This is a genomic window from Pannonibacter phragmitetus, assembly GCF_050510895.1.
GTDB lineage: Bacteria > Pseudomonadota > Alphaproteobacteria > Rhizobiales > Stappiaceae > Pannonibacter > Pannonibacter phragmitetus_B.
In genome coordinates, this window is record NZ_JBNINT010000001.1 from 2,860,308 (window position 1) to 2,877,506 (window position 17,199).

At 60.3% G+C, this 17,199-nt stretch carries 11 protein-coding genes and 1 pseudogene; 2 read left to right on the top strand and 10 right to left on the bottom strand.

Features of this window, described 5'->3' with window-relative positions; translation table 11 throughout:
• Window position 1 precedes the first annotated feature (1 nt).
• The 3 genes from ccoO to ACQB61_RS13635 all read right to left on the bottom strand — a co-directional run bounded on the left by ccoO (window position 2) and on the right by ACQB61_RS13635 (window position 3,724).
• Complete coding sequence (gene ccoO, locus ACQB61_RS13625) at window positions 2–736, bottom strand: cytochrome-c oxidase, cbb3-type subunit II (protein ID WP_430513055.1); 735 nt, start codon at window positions 734–736, stop codon at window positions 2–4.
• A 14-nt stretch (window positions 737–750) separates the two neighbouring features.
• Window positions 751–2,292 (bottom strand): cytochrome-c oxidase, cbb3-type subunit I, encoded by a 1,542-nt coding sequence (gene ccoN, locus ACQB61_RS13630; RefSeq protein ID WP_430513056.1) that lies wholly within the window; start codon window positions 2,290–2,292, stop codon window positions 751–753.
• A 349-nt stretch (window positions 2,293–2,641) separates the two neighbouring features.
• Complete coding sequence (locus tag ACQB61_RS13635; protein ID WP_430513057.1) at window positions 2,642–3,724, bottom strand: AbrB family transcriptional regulator; 1,083 nt, start codon at window positions 3,722–3,724, stop codon at window positions 2,642–2,644.
• Between the two features lie 205 nt (window positions 3,725–3,929).
• Between ACQB61_RS13635 and hemN the strand changes: the two genes are divergently transcribed.
• Entirely contained in the window at window positions 3,930–5,294 is a 1,365-nt protein-coding gene (gene hemN, locus ACQB61_RS13640; protein ID WP_430513058.1) for an oxygen-independent coproporphyrinogen III oxidase, read from the top strand.
• A gap of 139 nt (window positions 5,295–5,433) precedes the next feature.
• On the opposite strand, the gene ACQB61_RS13645 is transcribed toward hemN, so the two are convergent.
• The 6 genes from ACQB61_RS13645 to mscL form a co-directional block, all read right to left on the bottom strand.
• Window positions 5,434–6,150: a helix-turn-helix domain-containing protein gene (locus ACQB61_RS13645; RefSeq protein ID WP_430513059.1), complete on the bottom strand. Its 717-nt coding sequence runs from the start codon at window positions 6,148–6,150 to the stop codon at window positions 5,434–5,436.
• 356 nt (window positions 6,151–6,506) lie between these two features.
• Window positions 6,507–6,845: a response regulator gene (locus tag ACQB61_RS13650; protein WP_430513060.1), complete on the bottom strand. Its 339-nt coding sequence runs from the start codon at window positions 6,843–6,845 to the stop codon at window positions 6,507–6,509.
• Between the two features lie 159 nt (window positions 6,846–7,004).
• Complete coding sequence (locus ACQB61_RS13655) at window positions 7,005–7,601, bottom strand: response regulator transcription factor (protein ID WP_430513061.1); 597 nt, start codon at window positions 7,599–7,601, stop codon at window positions 7,005–7,007.
• A gap of 39 nt (window positions 7,602–7,640) precedes the next feature.
• On the bottom strand, window positions 7,641–8,813 hold the full coding sequence (locus ACQB61_RS13660) for a two-component system sensor histidine kinase NtrB (RefSeq protein WP_430513062.1): 1,173 nt from the start codon (window positions 8,811–8,813) through the stop codon (window positions 7,641–7,643).
• 93 nt (window positions 8,814–8,906) lie between these two features.
• Window positions 8,907–10,130, bottom strand: coding sequence for a pyridoxal phosphate-dependent aminotransferase (locus ACQB61_RS13665; protein ID WP_430513063.1), 1,224 nt, complete (start codon window positions 10,128–10,130; stop codon window positions 8,907–8,909).
• 117 nt (window positions 10,131–10,247) lie between these two features.
• The gene (gene mscL / locus ACQB61_RS13670; protein WP_430513064.1) at window positions 10,248–10,673 is read right to left on the bottom strand and encodes a large conductance mechanosensitive channel protein MscL; all 426 of its coding nucleotides are present in this window, start codon (window positions 10,671–10,673) and stop codon (window positions 10,248–10,250) included.
• A 244-nt stretch (window positions 10,674–10,917) separates the two neighbouring features.
• Between mscL and ACQB61_RS13675 the strand changes: the two are divergent.
• A pseudogene (locus ACQB61_RS13675) lies at window positions 10,918–14,443 on the top strand (NahK/ErcS family hybrid sensor histidine kinase/response regulator).
• Here the strand turns inward: ACQB61_RS13675 and ACQB61_RS13680 are convergent.
• Window positions 14,433–16,907, bottom strand: a complete 2,475-nt coding sequence (locus ACQB61_RS13680; protein WP_430513065.1) for a putative bifunctional diguanylate cyclase/phosphodiesterase — start codon at window positions 16,905–16,907, stop codon at window positions 14,433–14,435. The pseudogene ACQB61_RS13675 and the gene ACQB61_RS13680 sit on opposite strands and share 11 nt — an antisense overlap.
• Between the last annotated feature and the right edge of the window lie 292 nt (window positions 16,908–17,199).

The following is a 17,199-nucleotide window of genomic DNA, read 5'->3' on the forward strand; positions in this document are numbered from 1 at the left end:
CTCAGCGCAGGTTCGCCTTGTCGTCGTAGATCGAGAAATCCACGAGCGTGCCAAGCATCTGCAGATAGGCGATGAGCGCATCCATTTCCGTCAGCTCCTTCGGGTTGCCGTCGAAGTCGCGGACGACAGCCTTCGGATAACGGGCCATGAATTCATCGACACCGTCCGCATCCGGATTGGCCTGAGTGGCCAGGTCCGCAGCGGCCTTTTCGATCATTTCATCCGTGTATGGCACGCCAACGATCGAGTTCACCTTGAGGTGGTCGGCAATGTCGCGGGTGTCGAGCTTGGCCGTCTTGAGGAACGGATAGCCAGGCATGATCGATTCCGGCACGACGGAGCGCGGGTTGATCAGGTGATCCCGGTGCCAGTCGTCGGAGTACTTGCCGCCGACGCGCGCCAGGTCCGGACCGGTGCGCTTGGAGCCCCACTGGAACGGATGATCGTACATGGACTCCGCAGCCAGCGAGTACTTGCCGTAACGCTCCAGCTCATCGCGCATCGGGCGGACCATCTGCGAATGGCAGAGATAGCACCCTTCACGGATGTAGATGTTGCGGCCAGCCAGCTCGAGCGGGGAGTAGGGACGCATCCCTTCCACCTTCTCGATTGTGCTCTTCAGATAGAAGAGCGGGACAATCTCGACGAGACCGCCGATGGAGACCATCAGGAGGATACCTACAAGAAGAAGAATAGAGTTCTTCTCGAGGATTTGGTGTTTTGCCCAGGCAGACATTGATTGCTCTCCCCTTATTCGGCCGGAGCCAGGTTGCCAGCCGCGCCGGTTTCAGCCGCTTCGGCTTCACCGTGACGGACGGTCATCCAGAGGTTGAAGGCCATGATCAGGGCGCCGAGCACGAAGAGTGCGCCGCCAAGAGCACGGATGACGTAGTAGGGGAACATGGCCTCGACGCTTTCGATGAACGAGTATTCAAGGAAGCCCATCTTGTCGTAGGCGCGCCACATCAGGCCCTGCATGATGCCCGACACCCACATGGCGCAGATGTACAGGACGATGCCCATGGTCGAGAGCCAGAAGTGCCAGTCCACCAGCTTCAGCGAGTAGAGGCCCTTCTTCTTCCACAGCCAGGGAACCAGGCAGTAGAGAGCACCGAAGGAGATGTAACCCACCCAGCCCAGAGCACCGGAGTGCACGTGGCCAATGGTCCAGTCAGTGTAGTGCGACAGCGAGTTCACGGCACGGATGCTCATGAGCGGGCCTTCGAAGGTCGACATGCCATAGAAGGCAACCGACACGACCATCATGCGCAGCACAGGATCGGTCCGCAGCTTGTCCCAGGCACCCGACAGGGTCATCAGGCCGTTGATCATGCCGCCCCAGGAGGGCATCCACAGGATCACGGAGAATGTAGCGCCCAGCGTCGAAGCCCACTGCGGCAGAGCCGTGTAGTGCAGGTGGTGGGGGCCAGCCCAGATGTAGATGAAGATCAGAGCCCAGAAGTGGACGATCGACAGACGGTAGGAATAGACCGGCCGCTCGGCACGCTTGGGAACGAAATAGTACATGATGGCGAGGAAGCCTGCGGTCAGGAAGAAGCCCACCGCGTTATGGCCGTACCACCACTGTACCATGGCATCCTGCACGCCAGACCAGACGATGTAGGACTTGGTCCCGAACACCGACACCGGAATGGTGGCGTTGTTGACCAGGTGCAGCATCGCAATGGTGACGATGAAGGCCAGGTAGAACCAGTTCGCCACATAGATATGCGGCTCCTTGCGCTTCCACACGGTGCCGAGGAACAGGAACAGGTAAGCCACCCAGACAATGGTCAGCCAAAGGTCAGCGTACCATTCCGGTTCGGCATATTCCTTGCCCTGCGTCGCGCCGAGCAGGTAGCCCGTGCCGGCAATGACGATGAAGGCGTTGTAGCCAAGCATGACAAACCAGGGCAGCACCTTGCCCGGCATGCGGGCGCGGCAGGTGCGCTGGACCACATACATGGATGTCGCCAGCAGCACGTTGCCGCCAAAGGCGAAAATCACCGCAGAGGTGTGCAGCGGACGCAGACGGCCCCAATTGGTCCAGGGAAGATCGAAATTCAGCGCCGGAAAGGCGAGCTGAAGTGCGATGATGAGACCGACGGTGAAACCGGCAATGCCCCAGAACATGGCTGCCACGGTGCCGAACTTGACCGGCCCCATGTTGTAGTTCGGCTTACCGCCGATTTCCTGCGGGATCTCGATCCCGCCGTCATTGAAGTAGCTCTTGAAGATGATGAAGGCACCCACGGCAGCGAACAGAGCGCCGATTGCGGTATGGAATGCCATCACCTGGTCGTAAGTCTTCCCTGCCACGATCAGGCAGGCGAAGGCGAGCAGCACGAGGAACAGGGCAAAGCCCCTTCTTCGAGCGATATGAGTTTGGCCTTTGATTGTGCCATTCTTCCGCCCCAGTCTTGAATGCCGCTGGCGAGGGAAGGGCCAGCAGTCCAAGGCTGACCTTGCACATGGGATTGGGCCAGACGCGTTGATTCAGATCAACGTGGCAGAAAGGCTTCGGTTTGTTGGCAAAAAGGTCTCAGGCAGGAAGGCCGTCAGAGCGCTTAAAGGCCCTTGGCCCAGGGCCTAGACACCGGCTGCAGCTGGTAAATGCCGACCAGAGAGGCAAAAGCCTGTGTCAGGCGCCGCCGCGCGGGCTGCGGCCAAGCACGGCAAGCGTGACAGGCGGGAGAATCAGGATCAACGCGATGTAGCGGGCCAGCTGATGGGCGGCGACGAAGGCAGGGTCCATGTCGAGCAGATAGGCCAGCAGCATCATCACCTCAAGCCCACCCGGCGCATAGGCCAGCAGAACCTGACCAGCCGGAATGCCCAGCGTCAGCGAAACAGCCAGTGCCCCGGCCACAGACACCGTAAGCCCCGCAGCGAAAGCTCCGACTGAGGCCGCCAGAAGGCGCAGCAGCATGGCAGGCGAAATCTCGCAGAAGCGGATGCCGATGGAGGCGCCCAGAATGACAAAGCAGGGAATCAGCGCCCAATCCGGCACATGCGTGTCCAGAAGCCCCGTGCCGCTTGCCAGCGCACTAGCAAAGAAGGCTCCGGTCAACCAGCCGCCCGGAATACGCAGCCGCACTGCCGCGAAACTCGCCGCAATACAGAAGACAAGTCCAAGTGCCGTCTCCTGAAGCGGCACCGCGGCTGACACAGCGCCACCGCTCATTCCTGCCCCGCCTGCCTGACCGATAAAAAGCGGAAGTGCTGCCACAAGAAAGAACAGCCGGATGACATGCGCCGTCGAGAAGCGTGTCACATCCGTTTTCCGGTCCGAGGCAACGGCCATGACGAACGTAAGCGCTCCCGGGATTGCGGCGAAATAGGCCTCCTCACGGGTCCAGCCGCAAACATTGCGCAGAAATAAGAACGTTGCCGCCATGACAAGAGCCACGACCACACCAAGACCCGCCAGCGAGACCGGCCAGTCGCCGATGCGGTGCACCACCTCTGGCGTGACGCCGCTGCCCATGGTCATGCCTAGCAGCGTGTAGAGCGGAGGCTGTATCCCGGCCGGAAATTTCGCCCGCAGTCCGGCAAAGGTAGCGGCGGCGACAACGATCATCGCGCCCGACAACCATGCAGCAGGCAGTCCAAGCCAGTTGAATCCAGCCGCCCCCGCCCCGCCGATAGCAATCGTCAGGCAGAATTGCGCCAAGGCTGTCCGGCGGGAAACGGTCGGTTCGGCGTCGATCTGGCTGGATGTCATCAGGCTGGTCGCGGATCAGAAAATCAGAGGAAATGCAGAGGCTCCATACCACTATAGCGGCCTGCGGCAAGCCAACCAGTGCATTTGCAGCCGGGCTTAACCCTTGCACCTGCGCGCATGACGCATGGCTTGAAGGTTCAACGCACATTCAGCAACGTTGAGGAAGATCAAGGTTCTCCTTCCGGACATCTGCCAGATTGGCCTCATGAGCGACCATCTTGCCCGATATGCGGCCCGCAACGTGCCGCGCTACACAAGCTACCCGACCGCGCCGCACTTCAGCGCGGAGGTGACCTCCAGCCTTTATGGCAGCTGGCTTGCAGCCCTGCCTGAAGAGACGGACCTCTCCCTCTACCTGCATGTGCCTTATTGCCGGGAGCTATGCCACTACTGCGGCTGCCACACCAAGGCGACCCGCAAGGACGAGCCACTGGAGCAATACGCCAAGTCGCTGGAAGCCGAGATTGAACTGGTCGCGGGGCATCTGGGTGCCCAGCGGCGCGTGCGCCACATCCATTGGGGTGGCGGCACGCCGAGCCTCTTGCCGGAAGCAAGCCTGTTGGAACTTTCTGGCCTGATCCGGGTGCTGTTTGATCTGACGCCGGATCTGGAGCATGCCATTGAGCTTGATCCCCGTTATGTCACCCATCGCCTTGCACTGACGCTGGCCGTGATGGGTATCAACCGCGCCAGCCTTGGCGTGCAGGATCTCAATCCGGAGGTGCAGAAGGCAATTGGCCGGGTGCAGTCTTACGAGGTACTGCAGGCGGCAGTCGATCATCTGCGCAATGCAGGACTGGACGCGCTCAACTTCGACCTGATGTATGGCCTTCCGCTGCAGACCCGCGACACGATTCTCGACACCGTGGCACGCTCGGTAGCCCTCCAGCCGTCGCGCATTGCCCTCTTCGGCTATGCCCATGTGCCCTGGATGAAGAAGCACCAGCGGCTCATTGACGAGACCACCCTGCCCGCGCCGGCCGAGCGCCTTGCCATGGCAGATGCGGCGCGCGAGGCACTGATGGATGCAGGCTACGTGGCCATCGGGCTCGATCATTTTGCCCGGCCGGACGACAGCATGGCCATTGCTTTGGCTGAAGGCTGCCTCAAACGTAATTTCCAGGGCTACACCACCGATCAGGGCGAGGCACTGATCGGTCTCGGCGTCTCCTCAATTGGCCGTCTTCCTGCCGGCTTTGCGCAGAATGTCAGCGACACGGGCAACTGGCAGCGCATGATCGAAAACGGACAGCTGCCGGTCAACAAGGGCTTTGCCCTGTCTGATGATGACCGGGCGCGGGCCGAAATCATCGAACAGTTGATGACGTCCTATACCGTGGACATTGCCCGGATTGCAGAACGGCATGGCCTGCCCCTCAGCCACTTCGGCGAAAGCCTTGCAAAGCTGGAGGAACTTGCGGCCGATGGACTGCTGACCTGCAAGGATGCATGGGTGAAGATTACGCCGGAAGGCCGTCCTTATGTGCGCATCGCAGCAGCTGCCTTCGACGCCTATTTCGGCAAGGCCGCCCCCAGCGCCGTGGTACCGCGCCACTCAATGGCCGTTTGAACATACAAGCCAGTGTCCGGCCTGAAGACAGGCCGGACCAGAGCAAGCTCAGAGTCTGATGGGCGCAAACGCCAACAGCCAGTCCTTGCGGACTGGCTAAAGGGCTTACAATGATCGATGGGGTCTTGTGCTTGTCTGATCAGTGCTTGCCGGTGAGCTGGCAGACAGCGCAAACCCGGTTGAGGCGAATCTCGTCGTTACGTTCCAGCGTGATAAGGCCGCGGCGCTTCATGTCCGAGATCACACGGCTGACTGTCTCGATGGTCAAGCCGAGATAATCGGCAATTTCCTGGCGGGTCATGTGCAGCTTGACCTGGCGGCTGTCCGGCAGGCCATCTTCAACCGGCCCCATGCAGTTGTTGCCGCCGCGGTCCGGAACCAGATGCATCAGGAAGCTGGCAACACGTTCGGTCGCCGACTTGCGGCCAAGCAGAACCGCATGCTCATGCAGATGCTGCATCTGCGCGATCAGGCATTTGGTCAGCTGGCGCTGAATGTCGGAAGAAACGTCGATCTGGTGCAGATCCAGAGTGTGGACGCAGGCATCCGTCAGGGTTTCAGCAGTGCAGTCCTGCTCTTCACCTGAGGGCATTCCGAAGATATCCCCGGCGCGCAACACTTCTACCACCTGACGCCGGCCATCTGGCAGCAGCTTGAACAGCATCACCGTGCCGCGGCCAACCTCGAAAATGCGATCGGCAGGGTCACCCTGGTAATAGATCACATCATGCGGCTTGTAGCTCACGCTCTTGGCGCCGAAGCTCGCAAAATGAGAGGTAACCTCAGGCGCAGGCACGCGGGATGCGATAGAACCGGCCATAGGTGCTCTTGTGAGATTGCGTTCCAGATAAGCCATGTTTCCCTCCTGTGGCTTTCAACCCGCAAAGAAACACGGCATGGGTTTCCCCATACGGCACGTTTCCGGCAACCAGCCCCGTCCGGCGGGCTGCCTGTATTGCTGCTGATGATGACAAACTATCTTGGAGATTTGCAGCACGGAATCCGGTCGAGTGCGTAAGGCTTTATACTCAGCACGGAATGGCTCACACGAGAAACTGGCCAGCGTGACGCAGAAATACTGCAGAGAAAGGGAAAACTACGTACAAAACCCGTAGGATGTCAGAGTCTGACATGAGCCTGCGCCGGTCCGTTTTACCGGCCGCAACGAGAACACATCCCGCGCCACACTTCGCCGGAGGCGGCAAAGCAGCTTCAAAGATAAGGGGCGAGCTCTTCCTCGGACAAAGGTTTGCGCAGGAAGGCAAAGGGATTAAGCCCGTTCAGCATCTCCCGCAGGCGGTTCCCCGGCTGCCCGGAAATGACGATGACCTTGGGCGGATCGCGTAGTTCACCAAGCCAGCGCACAACCTGTGCGCCGCTGACGCCGGGCAAGCCCAGGTCGACAATAACCAAGTCGCCGGAAACCGGCGGCTCTCCTTCAAAGAAGGACTCGGCATCGGGGTATACGACCGCATCGTGGCCCATTCCCTCAACAAGAATGGACAGCGCGTCCGATACCCCGAAATCATCTTCGACAATGTGAACTGTCACGTAAATGGTCCGCGATAGAGCGTGTGCATCTGGCACTTCCCTCTTTATACGGCCCTTTTGCCCAATATGATCTACGCACTAGTACGGGGGATCTGAATCAAATTTTTGCTATTGGCAGCATCAGCCCGCTTCCGGTGAGCGGGCTGATGCACATTCAATTCAATGAGCCAGCACGATGCGAACGAGATCGGCCGCGTTCTTGGCTCCGAGTTTTTCCATGATTCGGGCGCGGTGCACCTCAACGGTGCGGGGGCTGATGCCCAGCTCGCGGCCGGCTTCCTTGTTGGATGCCCCTGCGGTAATCCGCCCCAGAACCTCGCGCTCGCGGCGCGTCAACAGGTCAGCGCCGGGAAAGCTGCCGGCCTCGCCATTGGCAGCTCCACCCTTGTTTCGCTGTGCCTCGATGCCTTCACGCACACGGGCAACGACCGTATCGGCGTCGAACGGCTTCTCGATGAAATCAAAGGCACCATTGCGGATTGCCTCGACAGCCATCGGGATGTCGCCCTGACCGGAAATGATGAAGATCGGCGCTTCATAGCTGTCCGCGCTCAAGGCCTTCAAGACGTCGATGCCGGAGCGCCCCGGCATGTGAACATCGAGAATCACGCAAGCGGGCACACGCTCCTTGGCGGCGGTGACAAAGCTGTCCCCGTCCTCGAAGGTTTCAACCGAAAAGCCCTCCATCTCGAACACGACAGACAATGCATCGCGCACGGCGGGATCATCATCAACGATGTAGATGGCTTCGGTCATCCCTAAGGTCCTCTTTCTTGCCAATAGCCAACGGACATATCACGACTTGCCGCCGGCGTGACGATCTGGATCAATATTACAATTAATCGGGAGGCGGAGAACGAAAGTCGCTCCTTCTCCATCGGCCGCTTTCTCAAGGCTCAGATCACCGGCATGATTCTGTGCGATTGTACGGGAGATGGCGAGGCCGAGCCCCAACCCTTTGCGTTTGTGGCCCGAGAAAGCCCGGAACAGTTCCGGCACCACCTCGGACGGAACTCCGGGCCCGCTGTCACGAACACGGAATTCGATATATTCGCCACTGCGTTCAACTTCGAGCCGCACTGTCTTTTCTGGAGAGCCTTGCACGGCTTCGCGGGCATTGCGCAGGAGATTGACCAGTACCTGCCGGATCTGCACCGGATCGATCGGAAGTTCCGGCAGGCGTGGCTCCACGCTCAGCTCGAAGCGTACACCGCTGTCGCCTGACCCAAGTTCCACCAGTTCCACACAGGAGCGGCTGAAGCTGATCAGATCCGTGGGCACCCGCTCCGGATCGCGCTTTTCCACCAGCTGGCGCATGCGCTGAATGATCTCGCCGGCACGCTCGGCTTCACGCATCGCCTTCTCGATCACGCCGAGGGACTGGGCATCAACCGTATCTGCATTACGCGCCTTGCGTACAACTGCCTGAAGATACAGCAGAATTGCGGTCAGAGGCTGGTTCAGCTCATGTGCAATTGCGGCCCCCATCTCATCGATGGCGCTGATCCGCGTCATGTGAACCAGCTGGGCCTGGGCTCTTGCAAGGCTCTGCTCAACCGACTTGCGCGGGCGCAGATCGCGCAGGATACCGATGAACTGGCGGCCATCGGGTGTCTTCGCCTCGCCAACCGACAGCTCCACCGGAAACTCCGTGCCGTCCTTGTGGCGCCCAGAAACCTCACGTCCGATACCGATGATCTTCCGCTCGCCGGTTTCCAGATAGTGCTCGACATACTGGTCATGCTCGCGGGCATAGGAGTGCGGCATGATCAATGTTACGTTTTGCCCCAGCGCTTCAGCCGCAGAGTATCCGAACAGACGCTCACAAGCCTTGTTAAAGGCCAGAATGCGCATACGGTCGTTGATGACGATGATGCCGTCGACGGCCGTTTCCAGAACACTGGCCAGACGTGCGTCAGATACGGTCCACGCCGCACCTTGACCACCATGTTCCTGCCCCTCGTTCATACTGCGCCGCCCAAAATTCCCGAGCGCTGCCAAGCACAACGCTGGGTAATAAGTCCTTACGTGGAAATCCGTAACGCATTCTACGAAGCTGCGTCAACGCTTTAGCCAGGCGGCAAGACGCCTCATCCCCTCTTCGACATGATCGGCCCGGCGGGCAAAGCACAATCGCAGGAAGCCCTGGCCAGTGACACCGAAGGCCGAAGCAGGCGCCAGCCCCACCCGTGCCTGAAGCGCCAGATCCATTGCCAGCTGACGTGCATCCGTGTGCCCCTCGATGCCAAAGAACATGTAGAATGAGCCATCCGGCACGGTGAAACGCACCCCGTCCATGGCCGCCAGTGCATCGCAGACGATCTTGCGGCCCGCCAGTGCCCGCGCTTTCTGCTCCTCCAGAAAAGCATCCCCTTGCGGGGAAAGCGCCGCGATCGCCCCGCGCTGCATGAAGGCAGCCACGCCGGACGTGGAATATTGCACCATGTTTTCGATGACCTGACCCAGCGCCTTGGGCGCAGACATCCAGCCAATACGCCAACCGGTCATGGCCCAGTTCTTGGAAAAGGTATTCACCTGGATCACCCGGTCATCCTCTTCCGCAATCTCGTGGAAAGAAGGCGCGTGATTGCCGGCCCCGTAGTAGAAACGGCCATAAACCTCGTCGGCGATGATCCAGATGCCGTGGCGGCGGGAAATATCGAGAATCTGTTTCAGATCCTCGCGGCTCGCCACCCAGCCAGTCGGGTTTGCCGGCGTGTTGATGAAGATGGCACGGGTGCGAGGGGTAATGGCCGCTTCGAGACGCGCCACATCCAGTGACCAGCCGCCCTGCGTGAAATCGAGGGGCACAGAAACCGGCACCCCGCCCATCAGTCCGACAGAGGCGGCAATATTCGGCCAGGCGGGCACAGGGACCAGCACTTCATCCCCCTGCCCCGCGATCATCTGCACCGCAATCTGGATTGCCTGCATCCCGGACCCGGTGACGAAGAAGCGCTCCGGATCAAAGGAGTGTCCGAAGACGCGGCCGTGATAATCTGCAAGCGCCTTGCGCAACTCCGGCAGGCCGCGCTGATAGGTGTAGAAGGTCTCGCCCGCCTTCATTGCCGCATCCGCGGCTTCGCAGATGAAGGCCGGCGTCGGCAGATCGCCCTCGCCCACCCAGAGCGGGATCACATCCGGCAGTTCGCGCGCCACGTTGACGACTTCGACGATGCCGCTTTCCGGCGCATTGCGGGCAGGCGTCCGGAGGGCATCAAGGATACGGTCGTTGGATGTGTGCAAGGTCACGTCAGGCTCCGCCGGAAGGATGTGTCTGGTCATCGACCTTACAAATCCTCTCCGGCAAAAGCACATGAATCTGCGTGAAGCTGACTTCACCCAAAGCGATGATTGCCGCCGGATATAAGCTCCGGCGGTATCACTCCATCTAATCGGGCTTCACTTCTTCAGAAGATCACGGATCTCTTCCAGCAGCAGTTCCTGGCGCGGCGGCTTGGCCGGTTCGGCAGGCTTGGCCTTCTCCTCGCGCCGCAGCCGGTTGACGCCCTTCACCACGATGAAGAGGGCAAAGGCCACGATGACGAACTTCACCACCGCATTGATGAAAAGACCGAGATTCCACGTCACGGCGCCGGCAGTCTTGGCCGCGTCCACCGTCGCATAGGGGCCTTCCGGCGTGCCCTGCTTCAGCACGAGAAACAGCTCGGAAAAGTCGACATTGCCAAGGATCAGACCGATCGGCGGCATGATGATATCATCCACCATCGAGGAAACGATGGCGCTGAAAGCAGCGCCGATGACAATGCCGATGGCCATGTCCAGCATGTTGCCCTTGACGGCAAATTCCTTGAATTCCTTGAGCATTTCCGCCCCCTCGATCGTGTACCCATGGTGCGGGCCGTTCGCCCGGCCTGACAAACAGTGTTAACATATTCCATCCGCAAGGGAAGGTTCGGACCGGCACTCCCCACCGCAAGACGAATGGACAAGCCCGCGCTCCTATGCTCGGATCAACATGGGAGGACGGAGACGCACGGGAAAATCCAGCGCTTCCGGCCAGAAGCAACAAGCGCTCCGGTTCAACCGGACAAGGGCGGACAGGGTTGGGATGCTGGACGGCTGGATCGTCACCTTAAGCGCACTGGGCTATATCCTGCTGCTCTTTGCCATTGCCAGTTTTGGAGACCGGCGCTCACGCCTGCCGCTGGCGGTGAAGAGCCGTCCCTTCATCTATGCGCTGTCCCTTTCGGTCTACTGCACATCCTGGACCTTCTATGGCTCGGTCGGAGGGGCAACGCGGGACGGGCTGGAGTTCCTGGCCATCTACACAGGTCCAATCCTGCTCTTTGCCTTCGGTTTTCCGCTGCTGCGGCGGATCATCCGGGTCGCCAAGACGGAGCGGATCACCTCGATCGCCGACTTCATGGCTGCCCGCTATGGCAAGAGCCAGACAGTTGGGGCGACAGCGACGGTCATCGCCGTCATCGGCATCATCCCCTACATCGCCCTGCAGCTGAAGGCGCTGTCTCTGTCGGTCACCACCATGATCGGCCCATTCGGCCCGCCAGACGGCGTGTCACTGCTCACATCCTTCGGCGACATTACCCTGCTGATCGCCGTCGGCATGGCCGTTTTCGCCTGGCTGTTCGGCACCCGTCACATTGATGCAACCGAGCATCAGGAGGGGCTGATGCTGGCGATTGCGCTGGAGGCGGTGGTCAAGCTCTTCACCTTCCTGGCGGTGGGCTTCTGGGTCACTTATGCCCTCTACGATGGACCACTGGATCTCGTCGCCGCGATTGCCACAAGCCCCAAGATTGCCAGCGTCTTTTCCCAGCCCTTCCAGCCAGCGGAATGGATCGCCATCACGTGCCTGTCGCTGATCGCTTCCTTGCTGCTGCCGCGCCAGTTCCATGTGGTGGTCACCGAGAACAACTCAGAAGCGGAACTGCGCCTCGCCACCTGGATGTTCCCGCTCTACCTCATCGCCATCAACCTCTTTGTGGTGCCGATTGCCGCAGCTGGCATGCTGACACTGGATCCTGGAATCAACCCGGATTCCTACGTTCTCGCCTTGCCGATGGCCTCCGGACAGGGGTTTCTCGCACTCCTCGCCTTCATCGGCGGGCTTTCGGCGGCAACGGCAATGATCATCGTCGCCACGGTGGCGCTGGCGATCATGATTTCCAACGACATTGTAGTTCCGCTCATTCTACGCCAGCGCGGCAGCGACGATATCGCCTCGACGCGAGGCAAGGACCTCAGCCGCATGCTGCTGCGCGTGCGCCGTGCGTCCATCTTCGCCATCCTGCTCCTCGCCTATGCCTATTACAGGGCGGCCGGTGATACGGCGGCTCTCTCCTCGATCGGTCTTCTCTCCTTTGCCGCGATTGCCCAGTTTGCTCCGGCCTTCTTTGGTGGGCTTTTCTGGCGCAAGGCAACGGCGCGTGGCGCGATTGCCGGCATGGTGGCGGGTTTTGCCCTCTGGCTCTACACCTTGATGCTGCCGACCTTTGTCCAGTCCGGGCTTATTGCGGAAGCGATCCTCTTCGACGGGCCATTCGGCATCGAATGGCTGCGGCCTCAATCCCTGTTCTACAGTCCTGCCGACCCATTCCTGCACGGGGTTGCCTTCAGTCTTCTGGCCAATCTCACCTGTTTCATTCTCTTTTCCCTGACCCGGGCGCCCGAGCCGTCCGAACGGCTGCAGGCCAATCTTTTCGTGCCGCCGGAGCTGGCCTCAACGCCGTCCTTCCGCCTCTGGCGAACCCATGTGACGGTTGGCGATCTGAAGGCCACCGTCGCCCGCTATCTGGGTGTGGAGCGCTCCGAACGCTCATTCGCCCGCTACGCCCGCGAGCGGGGGCTGACACTGGATCTCAACGCCCCTGCGGACGCACAGGTGCTGCGCTATTCGGAACAGCTTCTGGCCTCGGCCATCGGCGCGGCCTCCGCACGGCTGGTCCTGTCGCTTTTGCTCAAACGGCGCGACGCCACCATCAAAGGCGCCATGAAGCTTCTGGACGATGCTTCCGAAGCCATCCAGTACAACCGCGACCTTCTGCAGACGGCACTCGACCAGGTGCGCCAGGGCATCGCCGTGTTCGATCGTGACCTGCGGCTGATCTGCTGGAACCGTCAGTTCCGCGATCTGCTTGGCCTTCCCCTGAGTACGGCCAGGTGGGCACGCCGCTTGACACCATCATCCGCTTCAACGCGGAGCGGGGGAGTTGAGAGGCAGTTCGGCTGATGCCATTGTGGCCGACAGGATCGACAAGCTGGTCATCCGCCAGGAGACCTTCCAGGAGCGCCTGTCGATCACCGGCACCATTCTGGAGGTGCGCATCAGCCCCATGCCGGATGGCGGCATCGTCACCACCTTCACAGACATCACCGAGCGTGTCCTGAGCGAAGAGGCACTGTCCAGATCCCACGAAACGCTGGAGCGCCGGGTGCGCGAGCGCACCGAAGAGCTGACCCGGGTCAACCAGCAGCTGGTACAGGCGACCCACGCAGCCGAAGAGGCCAATATCGGCAAGACCCGGTTTCTGGCCGCCGCCGGCCATGACATCCTGCAGCCGCTGAATGCCGCCCGTCTTTACGCCTCCGTGCTGGTGGACAGGTTCCGCGAGGGGGAGGCAGGGGATCTCGTGCGCAACGTCGAAGCTTCGCTCGAATCCGTCGAGGACATCATTGGCGCCATTCTGGATATATCCCGCCTCGACACAGGGGCACTCAAACCGGAGTACAGCACCTTCCGCCTGGACGAGATTCTCCGTGCATTGCAGCTGGAGTTCGAGCCGGTTGCGCACGAAAGGAACCTCCGGCTAAATTTCATAGCCACATCGCTCACCGTCCGCTCTGACCGTCGCCTGCTGCGCCGCCTGCTGCAGAACCTTGTGTCAAATGCCCTGAAATACACCCTGACAGGCCGCGTTCTTGTGGGCTGCCGCCGCCATGGCTCACGCGTCGTCATTGAGGTCCATGACACCGGCATCGGCATTCCGGCCTCCAAGCAGAAAGCCATTTTCATGGAGTTTCACCGGCTCGACGATGGTATCCGCACTGCCAAGGGGCTTGGACTGGGCCTGTGCATCGTGGAGCGCATCAGCCGCGTGCTGGATCATCCCGTCACGCTGCGCTCGAAGATGGGCAAGGGCTCCTGCTTTGCAGTGGAAGTTCCCTCTGCAGCCCCCGTTCCCGTTCTGCCAAGCCCTGGAGAACCGGTTGCCGTAACCACCAGCCAGCTGGATGGCATGCTGGTGCTGACCATCGACAATGAGCCCAACATTCTGGATGGCATGCGGCGCCTCCTGGAAAGCTGGGGCTGCGAGGTCCTGACGGCCAGCAACGACGTGGAGGCTGCCCAGCACGTGACGCAGCTGGGCCGGATGCCCGACATCATGCTGGTCGACTATCATCTGGATCAGGGGAACGGCATCGAATGTGCCGTGCGGCTGCGCTGGAAATTCGGCCGCAGCATCCCTGCGCTGCTCGTCACTGCCGACCGCAGCCGCGCCGTGCGGACGGAAGCGGCGGAACGGGACATCGGATTGCTGAACAAGCCGGTCCGTCCGGCGGCGCTCCGGGCGCAGCTGGCACGGGCCCGGGCAGAAATGCTGGTTACTGAGTGAAGACTTTCCTCGAACCGGCTCGGTTTGTGCCATAGTCTGCGCGTGGCACGAGTGCTTCCGGATAGTGATCCATAGGACGGCCGAAATAAAAGCCCTGCAAGCTGCTGCAACCCATGAGACGCAGCTGATTGGCCTGGTCTTCGGTCTCGACGCCTTCTGCTGTCACTTCCATCTTCAGGCTGCGCGCCAGGATGATGACCGCAGAGATGATGGCCATGCTTTCTCCGCCGTCACCCAGCTCGCTGACGAACGACTTGTCGATCTTGATCTTGTCGAAGTGGTAGTGGCGCAGGTAACTCAATGACGAGTAGCCTGTACCGAAGTCGTCCAAAGCGATACGTACACCCAGCGCCTTCAGCTGTCCGAGGATCGCCGCAGTTGAACCGGCGTCCTGGATCAACACGGATTCGGTGATTTCCAGGATCAGCCGCTTCGCCGGCAGCCCCGACTCCTCCAGAGCCCACTTTACCGCATCAACAAGGCCCGCTGCCGCAAACTGCAACGGCGATAGATTGACCGCGACGGATATTTCATGCCGGCTACTGGCCGCCTGCCTGCATGCCTCGCGCAGCACCCATTCCCCGATCGGAACAATCAGCCCTGCCTCCTCGGCAATAGGCACGAAATCAGCCGGGGAAACGGGGCCGATGAAGGGATCAGTCCAGCGCAACAGTGCCTCACAGGACTGGATGTGTCCGGTCTGCGCCGAGACGATCGGCTGAAAAGCCAGTGTGAGGCCGTCTTTCTCGATAGCCCTGCGGAGCGCGTCTTCCATCTCACGCCGCTCACGCTGCTCCCTGTCCATCTCGGCTTCGAAATACAGCGCCTGCCCCCGCCCGCTGCGCTTGGCCTTGTAGAGGGCAATATCCGCACAACGCATCAGGTCATCAATGGTGTCCGCCTGACGCGGTGCGCAGGCGATGCCGATCGTTGCACCCACGGTATAGCTGCCGCTGTCGGTCAGCAGCGGTGCATTCAGACAATTGATCAGTTCGTTCGCCAAGGCTTCGGTGTTCTGGCGGCTTTGCCCCACGTGCAGAATGGCAAACTCGTCACCGCCGATGCGGGCAAGATCCGCTCTTCCGGCGCAGACTCCGCTGAACCGCTGCGCCACCATGTTGAGGATCTCGTCCCCCACCGGATGGCCGCGCATATCATTGATGGCCTTGAAGTTGTCGAGGTCCACCATCAGCAGGCTGATATTGCTCCCATCGGCCAATGCGTTTTCCAGGCACTCTCCCGCACGCCCCAGCAACCAGTTGCGATTGCCCACTCCGGTCAGGGCATCGTGCTCGGCGAGATACTTGACCAGATCATGCGCACGGCGGGCATCGGTGATGTCAGACCCAACACCGCAATAGCCGGTAAACTTGCAGGCACGGTCGAAATAGGGGCGGCCGGTGAGAGACCACCAGCGGCGCTCGCCTTTAACGATGGTCAGTACGGGCATGTCGCGGAAGGGCTGACAGGCTGACATGACCTCCCGCACCGCGTCCCAGCCATCTCCCTGCTCGACCTTCGACTGCAGGGCATCGATCAGAGGACGCCCCTGAAGGTCTTCGGGCGGACGCCCGCAAACTTCACAAAACCGGGCAGAGGTCCGTTTCAGATTGCCTTTACTGTCGGTCTCCCACAGCCAATCGCTGGCACTTTCCTCAAACTCATTGAGCAGCAGACCAATCACCTGCCCCCGGTGTTCCAGTTCCTGCTCAGTCATCACACGGGCCACGAACAGCCGGGAAACGGCAAGAACGCAAATCACGACCATGAAGGAATAGGCCGAGAGCAGGCTGGAGAGCTCTAACATCGGCCCCTTGCCGATCTGCATGATCAGCAAAGTCGATCCGCACCAGATCGTGGTAACCCAGGCGAGCCCAGCCAAAGGCACCGTCGCCAGCACAAAGCCGCCTGCGCAAATCAATCCTGTAATCAGGCACGCGACGAGGATGAGCGAGTCTTGCGAGCCGTAGTAAAAGGTCATGAACAGCGCAAGGCACCACAAGATACCAAGTACGCCAGCCTGCACGGTCGCGGACACAATGCCTCTGGAGGACGCTGTCGTAAATGCCCGCTTCCGGCTCTTCTGCCAGACAGCCACGCCGCGGCCAATGACATACATAATTGCAACGGACCAGGCGAGCAGCATGGAGTGAGGCGCCACGCCGAAGTTCAGATTTACGATGATGAGGGCACTGAACACGTTCCACGCCGTGATATACGGCATGAAACGAACAATCGAAGTGATCTGCTGCGCTCGTATCCGGCCACTCAGTTCATCCCGGCCCCGCAGCCCCCGGAACATGAAGCGCACGGCTTCGGCCAGATGACGAAGTGGGTTCCTCAAAAAGTCGGCACTGCTGAATTCCCCATTCATGCACACGTCTTCCCCTGCAGCGGTGCTTCCGGGATCACCCGACTTTGCTGCTCCAAATGCGACCTGCTTCTCGGCCTTCGTTTGGCTCATCCACTAACCGGTCAATATTTGCGCACAGGACAAACGTGTCTCTGGGGTATGTAATCTCTCACAGCTCCGTAAAGAGTGGGTAAAAATCACGATTTGAATTAATGAACGATACCAGTTGCGATTATGTCCGCGAGAAAAATGCCCGATCAATTTATTCAACTTGATAAAATACATCCCCCTCTTCTGCACGAGTTGCATTTCGCTGCAGGGCAAAAAAGGAAGACGTGGCCGCAAGAACTGCAGCAGGCTGTTCTTCAAAGCATGGCTGAAATGCCGGGTTGTGTGGCAGCTG